Annotated in this window: 22 protein-coding genes; 14 read left to right on the top strand and 8 right to left on the bottom strand. The window is 57.3% G+C overall.

Annotation, left to right across the window (positions count from 1 at the left end):
* The 7 genes from ABIZ35_RS23815 to ABIZ35_RS23785 form a co-directional block, all read left to right on the top strand.
* Positions 1-584: methyl-accepting chemotaxis protein (locus ABIZ35_RS23815; protein ID WP_348222421.1), on the top strand; the 584-nt coding region annotated here is incomplete at its 5' end.
* Positions 585-771: 187 nt separating this feature from the next.
* Positions 772-1,386 carry a fatty acid hydroxylase gene (locus tag ABIZ35_RS23810; RefSeq protein ID WP_348222420.1) on the top strand — a complete coding sequence of 205 codons (615 nt, stop codon included), beginning with the start codon at positions 772-774 and terminating at the stop codon, positions 1,384-1,386.
* Between the two features lie 14 nt (positions 1,387-1,400).
* Positions 1,401-1,871: a helix-turn-helix transcriptional regulator gene (locus tag ABIZ35_RS23805; protein ID WP_348222419.1), complete on the top strand. Its 471-nt coding sequence runs from the start codon at positions 1,401-1,403 to the stop codon at positions 1,869-1,871.
* A 91-nt stretch (positions 1,872-1,962) separates the two neighbouring features.
* On the top strand, positions 1,963-2,682 hold the full coding sequence (locus tag ABIZ35_RS23800) for a hypothetical protein (protein ID WP_348222418.1): 720 nt from the start codon (positions 1,963-1,965) through the stop codon (positions 2,680-2,682).
* A gap of 103 nt (positions 2,683-2,785) precedes the next feature.
* The gene (locus ABIZ35_RS23795) at positions 2,786-3,010 is read left to right on the top strand and encodes a hypothetical protein (protein WP_348222417.1); all 225 of its coding nucleotides are present in this window, start codon (positions 2,786-2,788) and stop codon (positions 3,008-3,010) included.
* A gap of 82 nt (positions 3,011-3,092) precedes the next feature.
* A complete protein-coding gene (locus tag ABIZ35_RS23790) occupies positions 3,093-3,686 on the top strand; it encodes a Uma2 family endonuclease (protein WP_348222416.1) in 594 nt (197 codons plus the stop codon).
* A 73-nt stretch (positions 3,687-3,759) separates the two neighbouring features.
* Positions 3,760-5,238 carry a hypothetical protein gene (locus tag ABIZ35_RS23785; protein ID WP_348222415.1) on the top strand — a complete coding sequence of 493 codons (1,479 nt, stop codon included), beginning with the start codon at positions 3,760-3,762 and terminating at the stop codon, positions 5,236-5,238.
* Here ABIZ35_RS23785 and ABIZ35_RS23780 read toward each other — a convergent pair.
* The 4 genes from ABIZ35_RS23780 to ABIZ35_RS23765 all read right to left on the bottom strand — a co-directional run bounded on the left by ABIZ35_RS23780 (position 5,235) and on the right by ABIZ35_RS23765 (position 7,371).
* On the bottom strand, positions 5,235-5,585 hold the full coding sequence (locus tag ABIZ35_RS23780) for a hypothetical protein (protein WP_348222414.1): 351 nt from the start codon (positions 5,583-5,585) through the stop codon (positions 5,235-5,237). The genes ABIZ35_RS23785 and ABIZ35_RS23780 overlap by 4 nt on opposite strands.
* A 35-nt stretch (positions 5,586-5,620) precedes the next feature.
* A complete protein-coding gene (locus ABIZ35_RS23775; protein ID WP_348222413.1) occupies positions 5,621-6,163 on the bottom strand; it encodes a D-lyxose/D-mannose family sugar isomerase in 543 nt (180 codons plus the stop codon).
* Positions 6,160-6,462 carry a hypothetical protein gene (locus ABIZ35_RS23770; protein WP_348222412.1) on the bottom strand — a complete coding sequence of 101 codons (303 nt, stop codon included), beginning with the start codon at positions 6,460-6,462 and terminating at the stop codon, positions 6,160-6,162. Before ABIZ35_RS23770 ends, ABIZ35_RS23775 begins: the two co-directional genes overlap by 4 nt.
* Positions 6,463-6,528: 66 nt before the next feature.
* Positions 6,529-7,371 (bottom strand): helix-turn-helix domain-containing protein, encoded by an 843-nt coding sequence (locus ABIZ35_RS23765; RefSeq protein ID WP_348222411.1) that lies wholly within the window; start codon positions 7,369-7,371, stop codon positions 6,529-6,531.
* Between the two features lie 111 nt (positions 7,372-7,482).
* On the opposite strand from ABIZ35_RS23765, the gene ABIZ35_RS23760 reads away from it, so the two are divergent.
* Positions 7,483-8,994, top strand: coding sequence for a DUF5060 domain-containing protein (locus ABIZ35_RS23760; protein ID WP_348222410.1), 1,512 nt, complete (start codon positions 7,483-7,485; stop codon positions 8,992-8,994).
* Positions 8,995-9,193: 199 nt separating this feature from the next.
* Here ABIZ35_RS23760 and ABIZ35_RS23755 read toward each other — a convergent pair whose 3' ends face one another.
* The 4 genes from ABIZ35_RS23755 to gap form a co-directional block, all read right to left on the bottom strand.
* A complete protein-coding gene (locus ABIZ35_RS23755) occupies positions 9,194-9,649 on the bottom strand; it encodes an ankyrin repeat domain-containing protein (protein ID WP_348222422.1) in 456 nt (151 codons plus the stop codon).
* Between the two features lie 48 nt (positions 9,650-9,697).
* Positions 9,698-10,186, bottom strand: a complete 489-nt coding sequence (locus ABIZ35_RS23750) for an ankyrin repeat domain-containing protein (protein ID WP_348222409.1) — start codon at positions 10,184-10,186, stop codon at positions 9,698-9,700.
* A gap of 536 nt (positions 10,187-10,722) precedes the next feature.
* Positions 10,723-11,874, bottom strand: a complete 1,152-nt coding sequence (locus tag ABIZ35_RS23745; protein WP_348222408.1) for a lactonase family protein — start codon at positions 11,872-11,874, stop codon at positions 10,723-10,725.
* A gap of 81 nt (positions 11,875-11,955) precedes the next feature.
* Positions 11,956-12,969: a type I glyceraldehyde-3-phosphate dehydrogenase gene (gap, locus tag ABIZ35_RS23740; RefSeq protein WP_348222407.1), complete on the bottom strand. Its 1,014-nt coding sequence runs from the start codon at positions 12,967-12,969 to the stop codon at positions 11,956-11,958.
* Positions 12,970-13,430: 461 nt separating this feature from the next.
* Here gap and ABIZ35_RS23735 point away from each other — a divergent pair, with 461 nt between their 5' ends.
* The 6 genes from ABIZ35_RS23735 to ABIZ35_RS23710 all read left to right on the top strand — a co-directional run bounded on the left by ABIZ35_RS23735 (position 13,431) and on the right by ABIZ35_RS23710 (position 18,361).
* Positions 13,431-14,216, top strand: a complete 786-nt coding sequence (locus ABIZ35_RS23735) for an inositol monophosphatase family protein (RefSeq protein ID WP_348222406.1) — start codon at positions 13,431-13,433, stop codon at positions 14,214-14,216.
* Between the two features lie 24 nt (positions 14,217-14,240).
* A complete protein-coding gene (locus ABIZ35_RS23730; protein ID WP_348222405.1) occupies positions 14,241-15,563 on the top strand; it encodes a folylpolyglutamate synthase/dihydrofolate synthase family protein in 1,323 nt (440 codons plus the stop codon).
* A gap of 5 nt (positions 15,564-15,568) precedes the next feature.
* Positions 15,569-15,697 (top strand): hypothetical protein, encoded by a 129-nt coding sequence (locus tag ABIZ35_RS23725; protein ID WP_348222404.1) that lies wholly within the window; start codon positions 15,569-15,571, stop codon positions 15,695-15,697.
* Between the two features lie 144 nt (positions 15,698-15,841).
* Positions 15,842-16,363 (top strand): DinB family protein, encoded by a 522-nt coding sequence (locus ABIZ35_RS23720; protein ID WP_348222403.1) that lies wholly within the window; start codon positions 15,842-15,844, stop codon positions 16,361-16,363.
* A gap of 115 nt (positions 16,364-16,478) precedes the next feature.
* Positions 16,479-17,069: an RNA polymerase sigma factor gene (locus tag ABIZ35_RS23715; protein ID WP_348222402.1), complete on the top strand. Its 591-nt coding sequence runs from the start codon at positions 16,479-16,481 to the stop codon at positions 17,067-17,069.
* Positions 17,066-18,361, top strand: coding sequence for a DUF4349 domain-containing protein (locus ABIZ35_RS23710; protein ID WP_348222401.1), 1,296 nt, complete (start codon positions 17,066-17,068; stop codon positions 18,359-18,361). Before ABIZ35_RS23715 ends, ABIZ35_RS23710 begins: the two co-directional genes overlap by 4 nt.
* The last annotated feature ends 33 nt before the right edge of the window (positions 18,362-18,394 follow it).

Here is an 18,394-nt window from a genome sequence, read left to right as displayed (position 1 = left end):
CCGCCCGAGCCGGAGAAGCCGGACGAGGCTTTGCGGTGGTCGCCGACGAAGTGCGCAAGCTCGCCGAACGCTCCAGCGCCGCGACCCGCGAGATCGGCGCTCTGATCGCCCAGGTGCAGACCCGCACGGGTGAAGCGGTGAAGGCCATGGAGACGGGCACGCAGGAAGCGTCCAAGGGCACAGCATTGGCCGAAGAAGCCGGCGCGGCGCTGCTTCAAATCCAGTCGGTAGTCAAAGCGGTGACGGAGCGGGTGATGGGGATCAGCGCGGCGGCGGAGCAGATGAGCTCTTCCGCGGACGATGTCTCCAACTCGATCAACGACATCGCGGCGGTGGTGGAGCAGAGTTCTGCTGCGGCGGAAGAGATGAGCGCGTCGGCGGAGGAAGTCTCGGCGTCCATCCAGACCGTCACGGACACGGCGGCGATGCAAACAGCGAGCGTGGAAGAACTGGTGGCGAGCGCCGAGGAGCTTTCCAGCATCGCGCAAACATTGGAGGAAGCCATCTCGCAGTTCCGCGTCAGCAAGAGCGACGCCTACGCAGATAACGGCAAACCTACACTCGTGCTCACACGAGCCGCCTAACCCGCACGCTTTGATCGTTATTACGTGTCCCAGGGAGAGCCTCACGGCTCTCCCTTTTTCCTTGCGTAGCGTCCAAATGTGATAAATGTGATAAATTTTGTTTTAATTACCGTTTACATGGTAATATATAATCAAATTATCGATATTTAGCACTTGTCACACGGGCGTTACGAAAGGGAACATAACAATGGCGCATACTCTCTTGTGCGAACTGGCGGCGTTCGCGCTTTACTTCGTCTACGGGAGCTACTTTGAGTGGTTCTTCCATCGGTATCTCTTCCACTCGCCGAAGTACATTTACCGCACGTTCCGCGAGCACACGCTGGTCCATCACCAGATTTACAAGGGCGACGATACGTACCATACCCACGACGAACACCCCGACAAAGTCCCGATGGATTGGTGGGCGCTGCCGGCGATGGTAGGCTTCCATTTGCCGCTTTTTCTCTTGGTGCAGCACTTTACGGGCGTCCCCAGCCTCTGGGGCGGCGTTGCGGCGATCTCCATCTACTATACGCTGTACGAGACGTTCCACTGGGCCATGCATGTGCCAAAGGCGTCGGCCTTTCTAAGCCGTTTCCGATACTATCGTTTTCTGGACGCGCATCACCGGGTCCACCACAAGCACATGCTCAGCAACCTCAACGTGCTGTTCCCGCTGGCGGACCTGACGCTCGGCACTTTGCGCCGCGCCGATGGTCAGCGGATCGTCCTATTCCCGAATTTACGTCGTAAAAAAATAATTTCGTCTCAGAACATAAAAAGTGTCAAAAAACCCGTCCACACGGTAAAATCTCCGTAAGGGGATACACGGGTATGCAGGAAGCCTTTTCTCGGCTCAAACGAGTGCTGGACAGCCAGGGATTGAACACGGCCGAGCTGGTGCGCCGCGTGGCGGAGCAGGGCGACCGGATCAACGCCAAGAGCATCTACCGGCTGGCGGACCCCGAGGAGCCGCTGGAGAAAGTGGACATGCGCGTCATCGGCGCGGTCTGCCAGGCGCTTGAGATCGGCATCGCGGATATCCTCACCTTCGACGAGCCGACGATCGTCGAAGACCTGGGCGCCGCGAAGCAGGCGCGCATGGACGCCTTGATGACGCGTCACGGCGCGCGGTCCGGCCCCGGCCTGACCGCCGTCGAGATGACGGAGCTTGAGAAGCTCGTCGGCGAAGCCGAAGCGATTGCGCTCGGCAACGCCCGCCGCCTCGCCGCCCGCCGCCGACGCCTGCTGCGCGCTCCGCGCCGCACGGCGCCGGCGAATGCCCCCCCAACAGGCGCCGATTGAGGGTTCATCCCGCTCGGCGCCCTTTTCACTCACACATCAACGCACCATTACCCACCGTTCTCAGACGAAACGCCTTAGGAGGGCGTCTCAAATGCGGTCCTCATTCTCGCCCCATGTGTTGTCCCGGCGTCACTACTTCAGCGCCGGAGCCGTGCTCTTTACCGTTTGCCTCGCCATAACAGTGAGAACAGCGCCAGTGGAGGCCGCCGGCGCCCCGGCTTCCCTCTCCACCCCTCTTCAAGTCGCGAATGCGCTGGACAAAATCGTACAGCCACGATTCCAAGTCGACGCCGGTCAGTTTGGCGAGGACCGCATTATTTCCGAGCTTGACGGCCATCCGCGCATTGACGAGATCGACGCGGAAACCAAATCGGAGCGCCGTCGCTTCCGCTCCCTGCGCGCCGCCGGACGCTCCTATGTCATCGGCATGATCCATATCGCCCACAAGCCCGGCTCCCACATCCACACACACGACCACGGCCCGATGGACAAAGACTTCGTTCCCTCCGCAGATTCGCTCGTCTCCGTCAACTCAACCGAAAAACGCGCTGAGAAATCCTATGATTGGGCGACCACGCACCTCACCAAAGTCGTGACGCCCTATCTCGCAGCCGTAAAGCGCGGCCGCCCAGCGAATGTCGAATACGGCGGCTGGCTTGTCGCTCTGCGCCCCGTCCGCGCCGAGCACGACACCTGCATCACCTGCCACGTCGGGGCCCATCGCGGCGACACTCTTGGTGTCATGACTTACGCGATCAACAAGACCAAAAGCGACCGCCCCATCACTGCAGTCTGGGCCGGCGGCTCGTAAAACCACCGCAACAAAATACGCCGAGATGGGTCAAAGAAATTGACCGTCCGCCGACAATGAGGTCGACGGACGGTCAAATTTTCGTTTTGGAGATGAACGAACCATGAAAGACACATGTCCGGAATGCGGCGGCAGGAATATCCATGTCGCCTCCGTGGTCGCCAATGAAGATTGGCAGGAATTCCTTCCGAACGTGGGAGGAATGTTCAACCGACCGAACCTCGAAGCAAATATCTGCGCGGATTGCGGTCTGTATCGCTTATTCGTTCCCATGCAGCATCTGAACGACATAAAGAACAACTATCCTCAACTGGGATCACCGTCATAAGACGGCGTGAACGCATTGACTTCACGAACACGGCGCCGTACAATGACATGGATCCTACCCCTCTTCTTCCGGAGGCCGACTGATGACGCCACGCACAATTACCGAAACACCTGAAGCCAATGCCCCAGCGCCCCACCGATGGACGCGTGAAGACTACTACCGTCTTGGCGACTTAGGTTTCTTTCCGCCTGACGTACGCGTGGAATTGATCGATGGAGAAATCATCGAGACCATGAGCCCCCAGAAAACCCCGCACACTGTCACGCTGCATGCTGTTGTTCACGCGCTTCGTGCGGCTTTTGGCGGCGACACATATATTCGTGAACAATCTCCCATGACACTTGCTGATACATCGGAACCGGAACCGGATATTCTCGTAGCACAAGGCACCTTTCACGATTATAAAGACCGTCATCCCGGCCCAGCAGAGACCCACTTGCTGGTTGAAGTCTCTGATAGTACGCTGGCCTATGACCGTACTCGAAAAGCGGCGCTCTACGCCGCCGCCAGCGTTACTGAATATTGGATCGCAGACGTTTCGGCGAGAACGCTGGAAGTTCGAAGATTGCCGCAGTCGGGAGCGTATCAAGAGACAGAAATTTATGATGCGACACAAACAGTCACGCCATTAGCGGCTCCCGCCGCCTCAATCCTCGTTGGCGACTTATTTCCCTGATCATTCCACAATCGTCACACGCCGTATCCAGAAAGATTGCTTGTGATAGACGCTTGTCTCTAAGGACCGATGCGTGGCAGCCTATCATAAATATATTACGGACAACCCATACCGTCTTCTTGGAATATCGTCCGCAAGTTCGCCTCGACTTCTTCGCCAAAAATCTATTGCAGCAGACCAAGCCATCAAAGTAGGTTTGCCTATTCCTGTCGGATTAGCGTCTATATTTGGTGAAGACGAGCGGCTAAACTGCGTCGATATCGTTAAGACCCTCACCATCGACATCACCACACGTACGTTATACCGACAACTATGGCCTTACTCGGTCCCTGAAAATGAGGCGGCGCCAGGCAGCTTAGACGATCTGGAAAGTATTGCTTTACAGTATTCGAATGCGCCTAGCTTTCACACATCCCAACTCATTTTTTTGCATTCGTACTTCTCGTTTCTCATTTCCGCAGATCCGCTGCCGCTTTCCAAAGGACTTAAGTATTGGGCGACGCTCTATCAAGATGCAGCGCACAAAGAATATCTGAGAGAGCTACTCATCGCTGAAGGCGAAAATGGCGCTGACGCACAAAATGCGGTTGTAGACGCCCAAAATAATCTCACGAAGCAGCTTCTCAAACAGTCCACCAAAATCGCCCTTGATACTCTTCGGCAAGGTCAGGATTCCATATTCCAAGCATTGATTCAGGCGATTTACACGAATGACTTAGAACAGGAAATCGTGAACCGGACACTCACGGAGACATTGGTGTCCGTTGGAGAACGAGACAGGGCGGCAATCCAGGGCCGGATTGAGCGGACGCGCGAGGCGCTGTGCGAACAAAGATGGACACCGGAGTGGGCGGCATTTGACCCCGATGAAATCCGAGAGCTCAAAGCACTCTCGGAAGCTCTTGCAGGCCGCCATCCAAGTGCTGTCATTTGGCGTAAAACGGTCGTCGAACGCATTGATCAAATTGCGACAGCCATGAATCAGTACGCCGTCGATCTTTTTGACGAATCGGGAGACGCTGAGGGATCAATGACCATTCTCAGTCAAGCGCAAGCCCTGTCAACCAGCGCAAAATTGAGAAGCGAAATCGCCCTTAATCTCGATATTATCAAAAGAGCCGTTCACGTCGACACGACGCCGCAGCACCCTAAACCTCAACCGGCCTCTCCTGAGAACCCTAAGAAGTGGCGAAAGAGTAAGTCTCCGAAACAACGCACGAATCGACTAAATCCCGTGGACAGGATTCCTGTTCGATTCACACTAATCGGCTGCGGCTCCAAACTCCGTCAAGAAGGGCCATATGAAGTCCGTCCAGCTTGGCGCTACGCAACACTTTATATCACTCTCTTATTTATCCCTGTGATGCCCATTCAGCGCTATGTCATCTCCGATATGTCACCCAGCGGATGTGTGTTCCAAGGGTACGCACCGTTTAGCCCCTGGCATAAGCTCCATCTGACATTCGGACTAGCCCTGCTGCTTTGGGGAATAATTGCGGTTGGTCAAGCATCGAACTCCGCCGCCTCAATCCCTGGCAACTTATCCCCTTAATCATCCAAACTGCTTGTCTCCCATATGAGCCAGGAGTATCCCGCCTCGGCCATCGCTGTCTTGATGTCGATTCCTTGGTACGCGGCGCTCAGGACAATATCCGCCATGGGAGGCGTGATCGTACACCCTTCAAAGCGCCGTTCTTCAGGGTAGAGCAGTTCCGTCCAAATAGCTCCTTGCTCATACATAAACTGAAGCACGACGCCACCGCCCAATTCAACCCCGAGAAAGCTGCTCTCCCCGCTGAGAGAGTGTAAGATCCTGCTTGCGACGCGGTGATCCATCTCCACCGGATGAGCAGCCTCCACGGATTTCCTCGGACTATTCAGGCAATAGTAAGCCTTCAATTCATTTCCTCTTCAAATTGTCGCAAGAACGCGGATCATTCCACCACTTCCACGCGCTGTATCCGGGTGTCGGTAAAGATATCGAACTCGTCCCGGCTGCGCGTCGAGAACTCGGACACCACCGCGCCGTCGTCGCCGCCTTGGAACCAGTGCTTCGTATCCGGCATGATCGTATACTGCTCCCCCGGCCCCAGCACGACCTCATGCATCACGGTATACACATCCTCCGAACCTTGCGGCAGCCGCGCCTGCATCTCGCCGCTCGCCTCACCTTCCACGTAGAGATAGACAGTTCCCCACCGGCAGCGAAACGTCTCTTCCTTGCCCAAATCACCGTCGATCGGCGGGTGGCGGTGCTCGGGGCAGATCTGGCGCGGGAACAGAACTAACTCTTTGGCGCAAACACGCTCCGTGTTGATGTAGGTGATGAGCTGGAGACCGGACGTGTCCAAATTGCCAAGCGCAAAGTCCACGACTTCGATGTGTGCGATCTCTTCGGGCGTCAGGACAATGCCGGCGCGCTCGAGGTATGCGTGAGTTCTACTTTGTACGGAGATAAGATACTCTTCTGAAATCATGTAAACCTCTCTTGATCGAGCAATGCGATAATTTCGGTCACCCCATCTGGATGGATAGAACGTAAGGCAATACGTTTCGCCAGGTCAATGGCAGTCTCGCCCGAAGTGTTTCGTCGGTGGATCGCCCCATAAGCGTTAACTAGTCTCGCAGCTTCTATTCTCTCATCAACGATAGACATGTTCAGTTCGACCCCTTGCTCAATCATTCGCACAACTTCGGCGACGTCTTTTGCAACAATTGTGTCGAATATAGATTTGCTGGGGAAGGGGGCAGACGGATCGGTTGATGTTAATTTCATGTCTGGAACATGGCGTTCAGGTAAACGGGCTTGATCGTTCCCAAATCGATGCGCGGTTGTGGATACTCACATCCGATGCTGCTTACGATAGTCGCGCGGGGAACTATTGAACTCCTGACGGAACGCTTCGTTAAACCGGCTGAGCGACCCAAAACCCGCTTCGAGAGCAATATTCAGGATGTTCTGGTTGGTGGTCGCCAGAAGGCGCTGCGCATGAGAGAGTCGGTACTGCGTCAATGTCGCTGTCATTGTTGAGGCAAAGGTAGCCTTGTAAAGCGACATCGCATAATTGGGGTGGAGCCCCACGGCATCGCCGATCTCGCGCACCGTGATCGGACGAAGGTAATTCTTGGCAATATAGGCTGCGATCTCCTCCGCTTTGCTCAGGATTGTGACGTTCAAGGCCGGCCGGGCGGGTGAGGCTAAGGCTTCTCTATCGATTTCGAGCGCTAGGCGCAGAAGCCTCGCCTGCATTTCCAGCAGAACGAGCTGGCGCCACTCGGGCTCTTGCCGCTCAAGACTGTGCCTCCAGCGCTGGAGCAGTGCAATATCTCCCTTGTCATCCTCGCTGTCTCCGGACATCACAAGACCATGCAAAACGGAGTCGGCCAGGACCCGCGGCATATTCCACTGCAAAAACAAGGCTAACGGAATCGTTACAACATAATAGGGACTGGCCCCATCGATATCAATGATCTGATGCGGCACTGCCGCCCAAAACACGCTGATCTGACCGGCCCGCACCGTAACCCTTTCACCGCCAAAGAGATAAGTCAATCTCCCGCTCTCCAGCAGATTAATTTCAATTTCATTGTGGCGATCTGGGCGAGGCATTACCGATGCGATCCATCGCTCCACCGTCAGACCATAGGGAGAAAAATCAGAGCGTGATGGGTCGAACTGTTCCATATCCTGTCTCCCGACCTTATTATACCGTGAGTATTTACTAATATCTTGGTGGATTCATTGGACTGGCATATGTATAATGAACAAAATCAATTAATGAGCAGAAGACACAAAATGAACAGTACTCTTATTGCAGCTCTCGCAATGATTTTCGTAGTCATTGCGCTTCCTACATACGCCGCCGAGCAATGGGGCGTTGAGGAAATTGTTCTCCATGGCCCTGAAGGAGGCAATCCCTATCTGGATGTTAAGTTAGAAGCGCGTTTCCAGCAAGGCAGCCATGTCGTTAAAGTTCCCGGCTTCTGGGATGGCGATGGCGTATATCGAATCCGTTTCAGTCCGCCGACTCCGGGCACATGGCGTTACGAGACGGAAAGCTCCACTCGCGACCTCAACGGCAAGACCGGCGCGTTTAAGGTCACCCGTCCCACTCACGGCAACCATGGACCGGTGCAGGTATCCGACACATATTATTTCCGTTACGCCGACGGCGCGCCTTACCACGAATTCGGCACGACATGCTATGCGTGGACGCATCAAACGCCGGAACTGCAGAAACAGACGCTCAAGACGCTCGCGACTGCTCCGTTCAACAAGATCCGGTTCTGCGTCTTTCCCAAGTCGTACGCTTACAACCAAAATGAGCCGGAGTTCTTCGCATTCAAGAAGGGCGCGGACGGCAAATTCGACTTCAGCCTGCCTGACCCGACCTTCTGGCGTCACTTCGAGCAGCGCATCCTCGACCTACAGCGGCTGGGCATCCAGGCAGATCTCATTCTTTGGCATCCCTACGACCGATGGGGATTCTCGAATATGGGCAAAGAGGCGGATGACCGCTACCTGCGCTATTGCATCGCACGGCTTTCCGCCTACAGGAACGTGTGGTGGTCGTTGGCGAACGAGTACGACTTCATGGGCTCCAAGCATATGGACGATTGGGAACGTTTCTTCTCAATTCTACAGAAGGAAGACCCTAGCCAACGCTTGCGCAGCATTCACAACGGCGCAAAATTGTACGATTATGGCCAGCTCCCGATCACTCATGCGGGCATCCAGACCTCCGATATGAACGGGGGCGTGCGCTTTCGCGCCCAGTTCCATAAGCCGGTCATCTATGACGAGTGCATGTACGAAGGCAACATTCCGGAGGGATGGGGCACGCTGACGCCCAAATTGATGACTCAGCGTTTTTGGCTCGGAACCATGAGCGGCTGCTACGTCGGGCATGGTGAAACTTACCTGGATCCGCAGGATATCCTCTGGTGGTCCAAGGGCGGCGTGCTTCATGGACAAAGCCCAAAACGCATCCAGTGGCTCAAGGATTTCCTGACCAAAGCGCCTCCTTTTTACAAGCTCCAGCCGCTTGGCGACGATCAGGGACATTTCATTCTTGGAGACCCCGGTCGCTACTATTTGCTCTACTGCTTCAATGGACACTCTGAGTCTATCCATCTGGAAGGCAACACTCCCTACAAGGTAGACATCATCGACCCATGGGAAATGACACTGCGGCCAGCGGGCACAGCGCAGCCAGGCGAGTTCACGACCACTCCGGAAACAAACGACGTCGTCTATCGCTTTATGATTCCAGACAAAGCACGGAGCCCTAAGCCTACAGCAAAGTGACGAGCAGGGACGCAGCGAGAATGAAGCTCGTCGATCGGCCTTCCCGAACAACCCAATCGTTAGAGAGACCATGTAGCGCTAGCGCGCCAAAGCTCAAAGCGATTTCGCCCCTGGCGCAAGCATGCGCCAGGGGCGAAACCCTTTTGAGCTGTCGAAAATGTTACTAACTGAGATTATGCACAATGCGCACGACGCGTTATTAGCCTCTTCGTATGAGTTCATAAGCAATTTCTTCGTGTCCGTTGTCTGACGCCGCTTGCAGAGCAGAAGCAATATCCAGCTGTACATTCATATGTTCTGCATGTCCCAGCAATAAACCCACCATATCAATATCGCCTTTGTCGGCGGCCATCTGCAAAGCAGAATACCCAAGTATCGTATTAGCCATTACGTCGGCTCCATGAAACAGCAAGAGCCCTGCGATCGATGTACGCCGTAACATGATCGCATACACGAGCGGAGGCCAGCCATCCGGTGTCGCCGCATTGACATTGGCGCCGTGTTCGATAAGCATCTGAACGGTCGATTTATGTCCGTTGTCGATGGCGGTCAGCAAAGCAGTCCGGTTGTGCTCTCCCAGCAAATCTGGGGCAACGCCAGCGTTGAGCAATTGTTCCATCCGATCTGTGTCTCCGCTTGCCGCAGAGCTAAACAGAGGAACTGTTTCCGACAGCCATTGGCCGAGGCGCTTCGCGGATCGAGATTAGGCGGCAAGCGTATCTTCAAACTTTACACATTGAGTCATCAGCGTATCCGCCGCTTCAATGTGTTTGCACTCAATCGCAATATCAAGAACAGTCTGTCGCTTTTTTGTCTTTAATCTGGGATTGGCGCCGCGACTGAGCAGCAGCGCGATAATCTCGACATTGTTGGCCTGAATGGCGTGATGTAAGGCCGCCCAGCCCTTGTTGTCCTGGGTATCGATTTGCGTGGAGTGGTCGAGGAGAAGGGAGACAAAGTCGCCATACCCGTACATCGCCGCGAACATGAGCGCCGTCGTTCCATCTTTGGCTTGAAGATTGATGTCAGCGCCATGCTGCAATAGAACCGTAACAGCATCATTGGCGCCTTCCGCCACAGCCATCATTAACGGCGTCAGACTATTACCTCTGGCATTGATATCCTTGCCGAACGCCAAAAATTGGCGGAGTGTATCAGTATCATTGTTCTCTGCTGCTTTGTGGATATCCATCGATAAAATGTCACTACGAGACTGAAATTTGACGCCAGTATTCTAGTTTCTCAGAATCCGGGACACGATAGTTTTCCGGAAGATCAGGGTGGCTCCGCCCTATCGTTATTCCACTATCTGCCGGTTGAATCCTCAGCTTCACTGGCTGTACTGGAACGTATTGCGGAAGCAGCTCATTCGCATTGATCGTCGGAATCAATGATGTAGGCCAAATCCAATAATACGTTTCACCCTTGATGCACTCGTAATACCCTGCCGCCATGATGGCCCAGCCAAGCAGAAGCTCATTGGGGTTATCGGAGAACACAGTCTCTACCAATGCGCAAAACAAGTCCTCACGGATGACATATATATCCTCATCATGATCATAGTAGATAACCTTCTCTGGAACTTCGCCTTAGGTAAGCCGGCCAAAAATATCCTCACAATGTGCGACGGCAATCCAATTCGTCATCGATGCGAAGGAATGAGCGCGCCCATTGCTTCTGTCACCAAAATAATCGTTGCCTCTCTGGCTTCTAAATCCAATACCCATGTTACTCTTTCCTGACCGGGAGAAACCGTTCGCAAAACGGAGACGGTACGGCGACGGGCTCCCCGGTTTGCGTCAGCTTTCCCGTCTTCAAATCGATATGAAAGACCACGGCGTTGTTGCTATCGTGATTGCTCACCAGAAGCCAGTGGCCGGTGGGGTCGAGTTCGCAGTTGCGGGGGTACTTGCCCTGGGTGGGGATGTGCTGAATGGGCGTGAGCTTTCCCGTTTTCGCCTGCACGGAGAAGACGGCGACGCTGTTGTCTCCGCGATTGGTGGCGTAGAGAAACTTGCCGTTGGGGTGTATGTGAATCTCGGCGGCGTAGCTGGTTCCCTGAAACCCGGCGGGAAGGGTGGAGACGGTTTCGTGCTGGGTCAGGACGCCGTGCTTTGCATCCCAGCCGTAACGGATGATGCTGTTGCCCATTTCGGTGATCAGATAGATATTGTGGCCGTTCGGATGAAACACGAAATGGCGCGGGCCGGCTCCGGGAGTTACGGCGGCGTAGGGCGGATCGTTCGGCGTCAGGGCGCCGGTTTTGGCGTCGAAGCGATCAACAAAGAGTTTGTCGGCGCCGAGGTCGGCGGACAGGACGTACTTGTTGGTGGGATCGACATGGATGGAATGCGCGTGTGGGCCTTCTTGCCGTTGTGGGTTGACGCTGCTTCCCGTGTGCTGCGCAAACGCCGTGCGCTCGCCGATGCTTCCGTCGGCTTTGAGGGGGAACACGGCGACGCTTCCCGGGCCGTAGTTGGCGACCATCAGATTGCGGCCCTTGGCGTCGAGGCTGATATAACAAGGTTCGACGCCGCCGCTGGGCTGCTGGTTCAGAAGGGTGAGCTTTGCCGTCGCGGGATCGATGGTGTAGGCGCTCACCGAACTGCCGGGGTCCGAGTTGCAGGTGTACAAACGCTTTCCGTTAGGACTGATCACGAAATAGGACGGCGCGACGGACTCTTGGAGAAACGTGGGGACGGTCAGCTTGCCGGTCTCGGTGTTGAAACGCGCCAGGGAAAAGCCGATGCCTGGCCCTGCGCTGTGTGAGCCGAAATACACGAAGAGATCCGCGGACGCCGCCGGGGTGATGGAAGTAGTCATGATGGTGAGGAGGAAGATGCACAGGAGCAGGAAACGGTGAAGGACGGCGTGCGGCATTGGGAGCGCCTCTTAAGGGTTGCTAAAAAACAAAAACGGGCGCAGCCGATTGGCCGCGCCCGTTTTTGATGGAAGAAAGGCTTACAGGCCCTTTTCGTTCAGGAAGCTGATCAGGTCGGCGACGCGGCAGGAGTAGCCCCACTCGTTGTCGTACCAGGAGACGACCTTGACGAAGTTGCCCAGGCCGATAGTGTCGATCGCACTGAAGATCGAGGAATGCGGGTTGCCCTTGAGGTCCGTGGAGACGAGCGGCTCGTCGCTGTACTGAAGGATCCCCTTCATCGGACCGTCGGCGTATTCCTTGACGGCGGCGTTGATTTCGGCCGGATCGGCGTCGCGGCCGAGGATTGCGGTGAAGTCGACGACGGAGACCGTCGGGGTCGGCACGCGGAACGCCATGCCGGTGAACTTGCCCTTCAGCTCAGGGATGACCAGGCCGACGGCCTTGGCGGCGCCGGTGGAGCTGGGGACGATGTTCTGCGCGGCGGCGCGAGCGTCGCGAAGGTCCTTCGCGGCGGTGTCGACGGTGCGCTGGGAGTTCGTGTAGGCGTGGATCGTGGTCAGAAGACCCTTCTCGATGCCGAACTTGTCGAACAGGACCTTGGCGACAGGCGCGAGGCCGTTCGTGGTGCAGCTCGCGTTCGAGATGACGTGGTGGTTCGCGGGATCGTACGCGGCGTTGTTGACGCCCAGAACGATCGTCAGGTCTTCGTTCTTCGCCGGGGCGGAGATGATGACCTTCTTGACGCCATGCTCGCGGTGCGCGACAGCCTTCGTCGCGTCCGTGAAGAAGCCGGTGCTCTCGATAACGACGTCAACGCCTTCCGTGTCCCACGGAATGTTCGCGGGGTCCTTCTCGGCGAAGACGGTGATCTTCTTACCATTGACAACGATGTCTTTGTCTTCGGCGACCACGGTTCCCTTGTAGGGGCCATAGTTGCTGTCGTACTTCAAAAGGTGGGCGTTGGTCGCTGCGTCGGTCAGGTCGTTGAGCGCGACGACTTCGATCTCGCCATTCGGGAAGCGCTCCTGGATCGCGCGGTAAGTGATGCGGCCGATACGACCGAAGCCGTTGATGCCAACTCGTACTGCCATATTGCGGGTCTCCTTGCTGAGGCCTAGTGTGTGAGGTTTTGATTGTAAATCCGCCCTTAGTATGGCATGGCGGCGAAACGAAAGTCAATAAACCGAAACGCTTCACTCTCAAACCGACCATCAGATAGATGGTTTGGAGGGCGATGTGCGCGAACGCCATGGATTGATTGCTACACGCACCACAGCTGAAGCAGTGGTCTAGTCAGGGGTAAGGCGGCTGAAGCCGACTGTAGGATTGCGGATTGTGGCGAACGCCCATTTTGTCCTAATCTTAATCCGATAGCCTGCTTTAGCTTGCTTCCCCCTGTGTAGACCACTGCTTCAGCTGTGGAAAACGACGATATTCACCTGTCAAATCTAATGCGGGGCAGGAGATCGGGGCAACGCCGCCAAACTAAAGGGAACACGCGCCCTGCCCCAAACCTTGAGTCCGGGCGTCAGAACCCGATTTCGGAGATGAAATGACCAAGATCACCCCCACCCTGCGCGAGCTGCTGGATGTCGCCGTGGACGCCGCTTACCTCGCCGGCCGCAGCACCCTCGGCCACTTCCAGACCGGTTTACGCCCCGATTTGAAAGCCGACAACACCCCCGTCACGATCGCCGACCGGGAGGCCGAAAAGATCCTGCGCGCCCGCATCCTGCGCGACTTCCCCACCCACGCCATCCTCGGTGAAGAAGAAGGGCAGGCCGACGGCGACCCCGATTACCGATGGATCGTGGACCCGATCGACGGCACAAAATCATTTGTCGCCGGCGCCCCGCTCTACGGCGTGCTGGTCGGCGTCGAAGTGCGGGGCGAACCGTCCGTCGGCGTGATCTACATTCCCGCCCTGAACGAAATGATCTCCGCCGCGACGGGCCATGGCTGCACGTGGAACGGCCGCCCCTGCCGCGTCTCCGACGTGGACAAAATGGAAGACGCCCTGGTCCTCACAACCTCCGTCACCAGCTGCCAAAAGCGCTCCAACGCCTACGACCAGATCGTATCGCGCACGCGCATCCAGCGCACCTGGGGCGACGCCTTCGGGTACGCGATGGTCGCCACCGGGCGCGCGGAGGTAATGATGGACCCCGCCATGAGCCCCTGGGACTGCGCCCCCATGCTCCCGATCCTGCGCGAAGCCGGCGGGCACTTCTCCGACTGGACGGGCAAACCCACCATCCACGGCGCCGACGCCGTTGCGACCAACGCGGCGCTCGCGGGGCCAATCATGGAGATTTTGAAGAGCGAGAAGAAGTATTAACCCGCCGGGTATACTAACGCCCGTATGAACTTTGACGACGCGCTTCTCTATATGCAGGGACGGATTCGGCTGGGAGTGAAGCTGGGAAACGAGCGGTTCCTGGCGCTCCTGGAGCGGGCCGGCAATCCCCAGGACCGGCTGGCGGTGGTGCATATCGCCGGCACCAAGGGCAAGGGGTCCACGGCGTCTTTCGCCAGCAGTATCCTCGCCGCCGCCGGATACCGGGTCGGCTCCTATATGTCCCCGTTTGTCTATGACGTTCGAGAACGTATCCAGATCAATGGCGAGATGATCCCACGCGAGGACTTCGCGCGCTGGGTTGCAATACTCAAACCCCATATCGAAGCGATCGAAGAGACGGAACTGGGCGCGACCACGGAGTTCGAGCTGAAAACGGCGATTGGGCTTTGTTATTTCGCTGAACAAAATGTCGACTACGCCGTCTTGGAAGTAGGACTGGGCGGCCGGCTCGACGCCACCAACGTCATCACCCGCCCGTTAGTGACGGCGATCACCAATATCGGCTTCGACCATGTCGAACTGCTGGGCGATACGCTGGGCAAGATCGCCTGGGAAAAGGCGGGGATCGTGAAGCCCCGCGTCCCATGCGTCACTGGGGTTGCGGCGGGGAGCGAGGCGGATGACGCCATCTCAGGCGTCTGCCGCGAGAAAGATGCGCCGCTGTATCATGTGACTTCGGACGAGGGCGAGTTCTCTTACCATGCCGAAGACGACGCGTTGTCGTTCCAGACACCTCTGCGGCGCTTGAGCGATGTACGGCTGCGGATGCGCGGCGCCTTCCAGCATGCGAACGCGGCGGTGGCGGTAGCGGCTTTAGACGCGATTGTCGATGAACGGCGTCCGGTTCTGCCCGATGATCGGGTAAAATGGGGATTGGAAAACGCCTTCGCGCCGGGACGATTGCAGCAGATCGCGGATCGGCCGGCGATTGTGGTGGATGTCGCGCACAACGAGCTCTCCGCGCAGGCGCTCGCCGACGCCCTGCGCTCGGATTACGGCGCCGAGAAACGGCGTTTGATCCTGATCGCGGGACTTTCCAAGAACCATGCGCCGGATACGTTTTTGAAGCCGCTTGCGGCGCTCCATCCGGCGATCTTCATCGCAACGCAGCCCGCGTTCCATCCGCGCGAAGCGACGGAAGTTGCAGCGGCGGCCAGCGCGCTGGGAATACCGAATGTGCGGATTGTCCCGAGCGTTCCCGACGCCGCGCGCGCCGCGCTAGCGGACGCCGCGCCGGGCGATTTGATCTGCGTCACCGGATCGTTTTATACTGTGGGGGACTTACCTCCACAGCTCTGGCGGGATTTGCTCGCCGAAAGGAAATAATTTTCATGCCTTATCAGGGTATCACCGCCGCGATCGTCAGCGGCATCTCCATCTTGTTCGTCGTCACTCTGTGGGCAATCGGCCTCGCCATCGAGAAAGAAAGCATTTCCAAGAACCACGACGACACTCACTAGCCGCCCGCCGTTCAATTCGCCTTTGAAGCCGCACGCTTAAGATCGCTGTCGATCGTGCTCTCAAGTCCTTTAGAAATAGCCATGCAGTCTCCGGCCGCCCCTTCCCGTGGGAGTGCGGCCCCGGAACTACCCTGGAGATCTCTCATGACCAAGGAGTACGAGTCGTATTTCGAAACGCTTGAGCGCCTGCGAATGGACCTGCTTTACACCGTCTCCGCCCTGCCGCCAGATGCGCTGATGCGCAGCCCGGACGGCGACGCCTGGTCGGTGCAGCAGCATGTCCATCATCTGCTGCTGTCCGATGAAGAAGTGATTCGCCAGGCCACGCGCCCTTCGCAAAGCCGCAAGCCACGCAGCCCCAAATCCCTCTGGACCGTGGCCCTCGTCTGCCGCGCGCCGCACGTCTTTCCGAATATCCCCGTCCCCGAAGATCTCGTGGATCCCTCCGAAGCCGGACGTCTGGCGCTGGACGAGATGACAGCGCGCTGGGACGCCACGCGCGCCCTGCTCCGCCATCACCTCAAGCATCTCACACCCTACTCCCGCGGCTTGACGATGTACCACCACCCGATGACCGGTCGTCTCGACACCATTCAAACCCTGCGCCTCATGGAAGCCCACACCACCCATCATTTCCGTAAAATTCAGGAGCTGGCAGGCAATTGACCGCCCAGCGCCGCTCGTTCGCCACGCCCCCGTCAAAATTCTTTTGTCCCACTCGTGAACCTTTTCCCCAAAACGCGGAACTAACCCCTCGGAAAGCGAATACTGAGGCGGACATTTGCGAAACGATCAACAACTGGCGGGGCAGGCGGCGCGGGGCGAACGCGCGGCGTGCGCGGAGATTTTGGACCGCTACGGCGCGCGCCTGCATCGGTTGGCGCGCACCTACGCCGCCGGCGAGGCCGACGCCGAAGACCTGACACAGGAAATCTTCGTTCAGATCTTCAAAAGCATCGGCGGCTACGGCGGGCGGGCGTCACTCTCCACCTGGGTTTACCGAGTGGCGTTGAACCAGTGCCTCAAGCACAAGGAGCGCCGCGCTCCCGAAACCGTGGCTTATGATGACGCGCTGGCGTCCGGTCCGGATCATCCGGGCAACCCGGAGCGATGGCTCTCTCAGCGGGAGCTCTCGGACCAGATCCAAAGCGCGCTCGGGACGCTCACGCCGCAGCACCGCGACATCGTGGAGCTGCACGAAATGCACGGTCTGACCTACAGTGAATGCGCCGACATCCTCGGCATCCCCCTCGGCACGGTGAAAAGCCGGCTTTCCAACGCGTTCCGCCGCCTGCGCGAGAGTTTAGGCGGCTACGTCCAGGACACGGCCTCCGGGCTCAGTTCTGAGACGGCATCGGAGAGTTTATCATGACGCAGCGCCACCCATACGAAGACGACCTCAAGGCATACATCGACGGTGAGCTATCCCTGCTCCGTCGCATCGCCGTCGCCCGTCACCTGGCGCGCTGCGCATCCTGCCGCATGGAGATTGCCCAAATGTCCCAAATCACCGAACAACTGCGCCCCGAAACCCACGAGGCGCTCGACCCCGCCCTGCGCGCCAAGATCCTCTCCGATCTCGGCGCCAACTCCACATCCCCCGTTCGCGCTCCTAAACGCCGCCTAGCGCCACTGGTCATCGGCTCCGCCGTCGCTGTAATGGCGTATTGTGTTCTTATTCCCGCATTTATGACGGCACACGAAAAAGCTCGCAATGTTTCTGCATCCCAAGCGAGTATGCACGTTAGCCAATCGTTGAACCGCGTATCCGCCAACGACGAACGTATGGAACACGTTGTCAACGCCAACGGCAACGCTCAGCTCCAGATGAAAGATCCTGACTCGCGTTATCAGGATGTAAACAAGGTCCAAACGCTCTCTGGTCTACCGACTCACGGCGCCCCACAGAGGGTTGAGTTCGCCACAAAAAGCCCTGCGGCAATGAACATTGCTGGCAGTATCGACGGCAACGACGCCGTTCGCCAGGTCCACAACGAAGCGTCGATTGGCGTGGAAGTCGCGAACGCGGATACGGCGAGCGAGAGTTTGGAGACGCTGGTGAAGGGCGTTGGCGGTTATATTGCCGAGAGTTCACTCAGCACTAATGGGGATGGCAAGCGCTCCGCCGATATTTCGGTGAAGGTTCCGGTCGATCAATTCGCGAGCGTCATGACGCAAATCGGCAAGTTTGGGAAGGTGACGGCTAAGAGCGTCAGCGGCGAGGACATCACGGAACAGGCCAGCGACGCCGATCAGGCGGAGCAGATCATGGAGGATGAAGTGCGGCGCACGGATGCGCAGCTCAAAGCGCGCGGCAAGCGCGCCACGTGGCGCGATCAAGAACAGGCGCGCGACCTCCGTATTCAGCTTGCCCAGTCACGCGCCCGCCTGCAATTGCTGAAAAAGATGGCCCGACTCAGCGACATCGACGTCACACTCAGCGAAAAAGGGAAGGAAACGCCCAAGGTCAGCAGCACATTCCTGACCAATCTCACGGCATCCACCGGCGACGCCACTAACTCCCTCGCCTCCGCCTTCGGCCGGGTGCTCGCTCTCGTCATCTGGATCATCGCCTATGCCCCACTCTGGGTTCCCGCACTGCTGGCGTATCGGTGGTGGGCGCGAAAACAGGCAAAAGCAGAAACGATGTCCACATCAAGCTAACAATTGAAGCGTACGGATTTTCGATGGATCAAT

The sequence above is a fragment of the Capsulimonas sp. genome (genome assembly GCF_039929585.1).
Taxonomy (GTDB): Bacteria; Armatimonadota; Armatimonadia; order Armatimonadales; family Capsulimonadaceae; genus Capsulimonas.
Note: the sequence above shows the minus strand (reverse complement) of the source record. Positions and strands in the feature narration are given on the sequence as shown.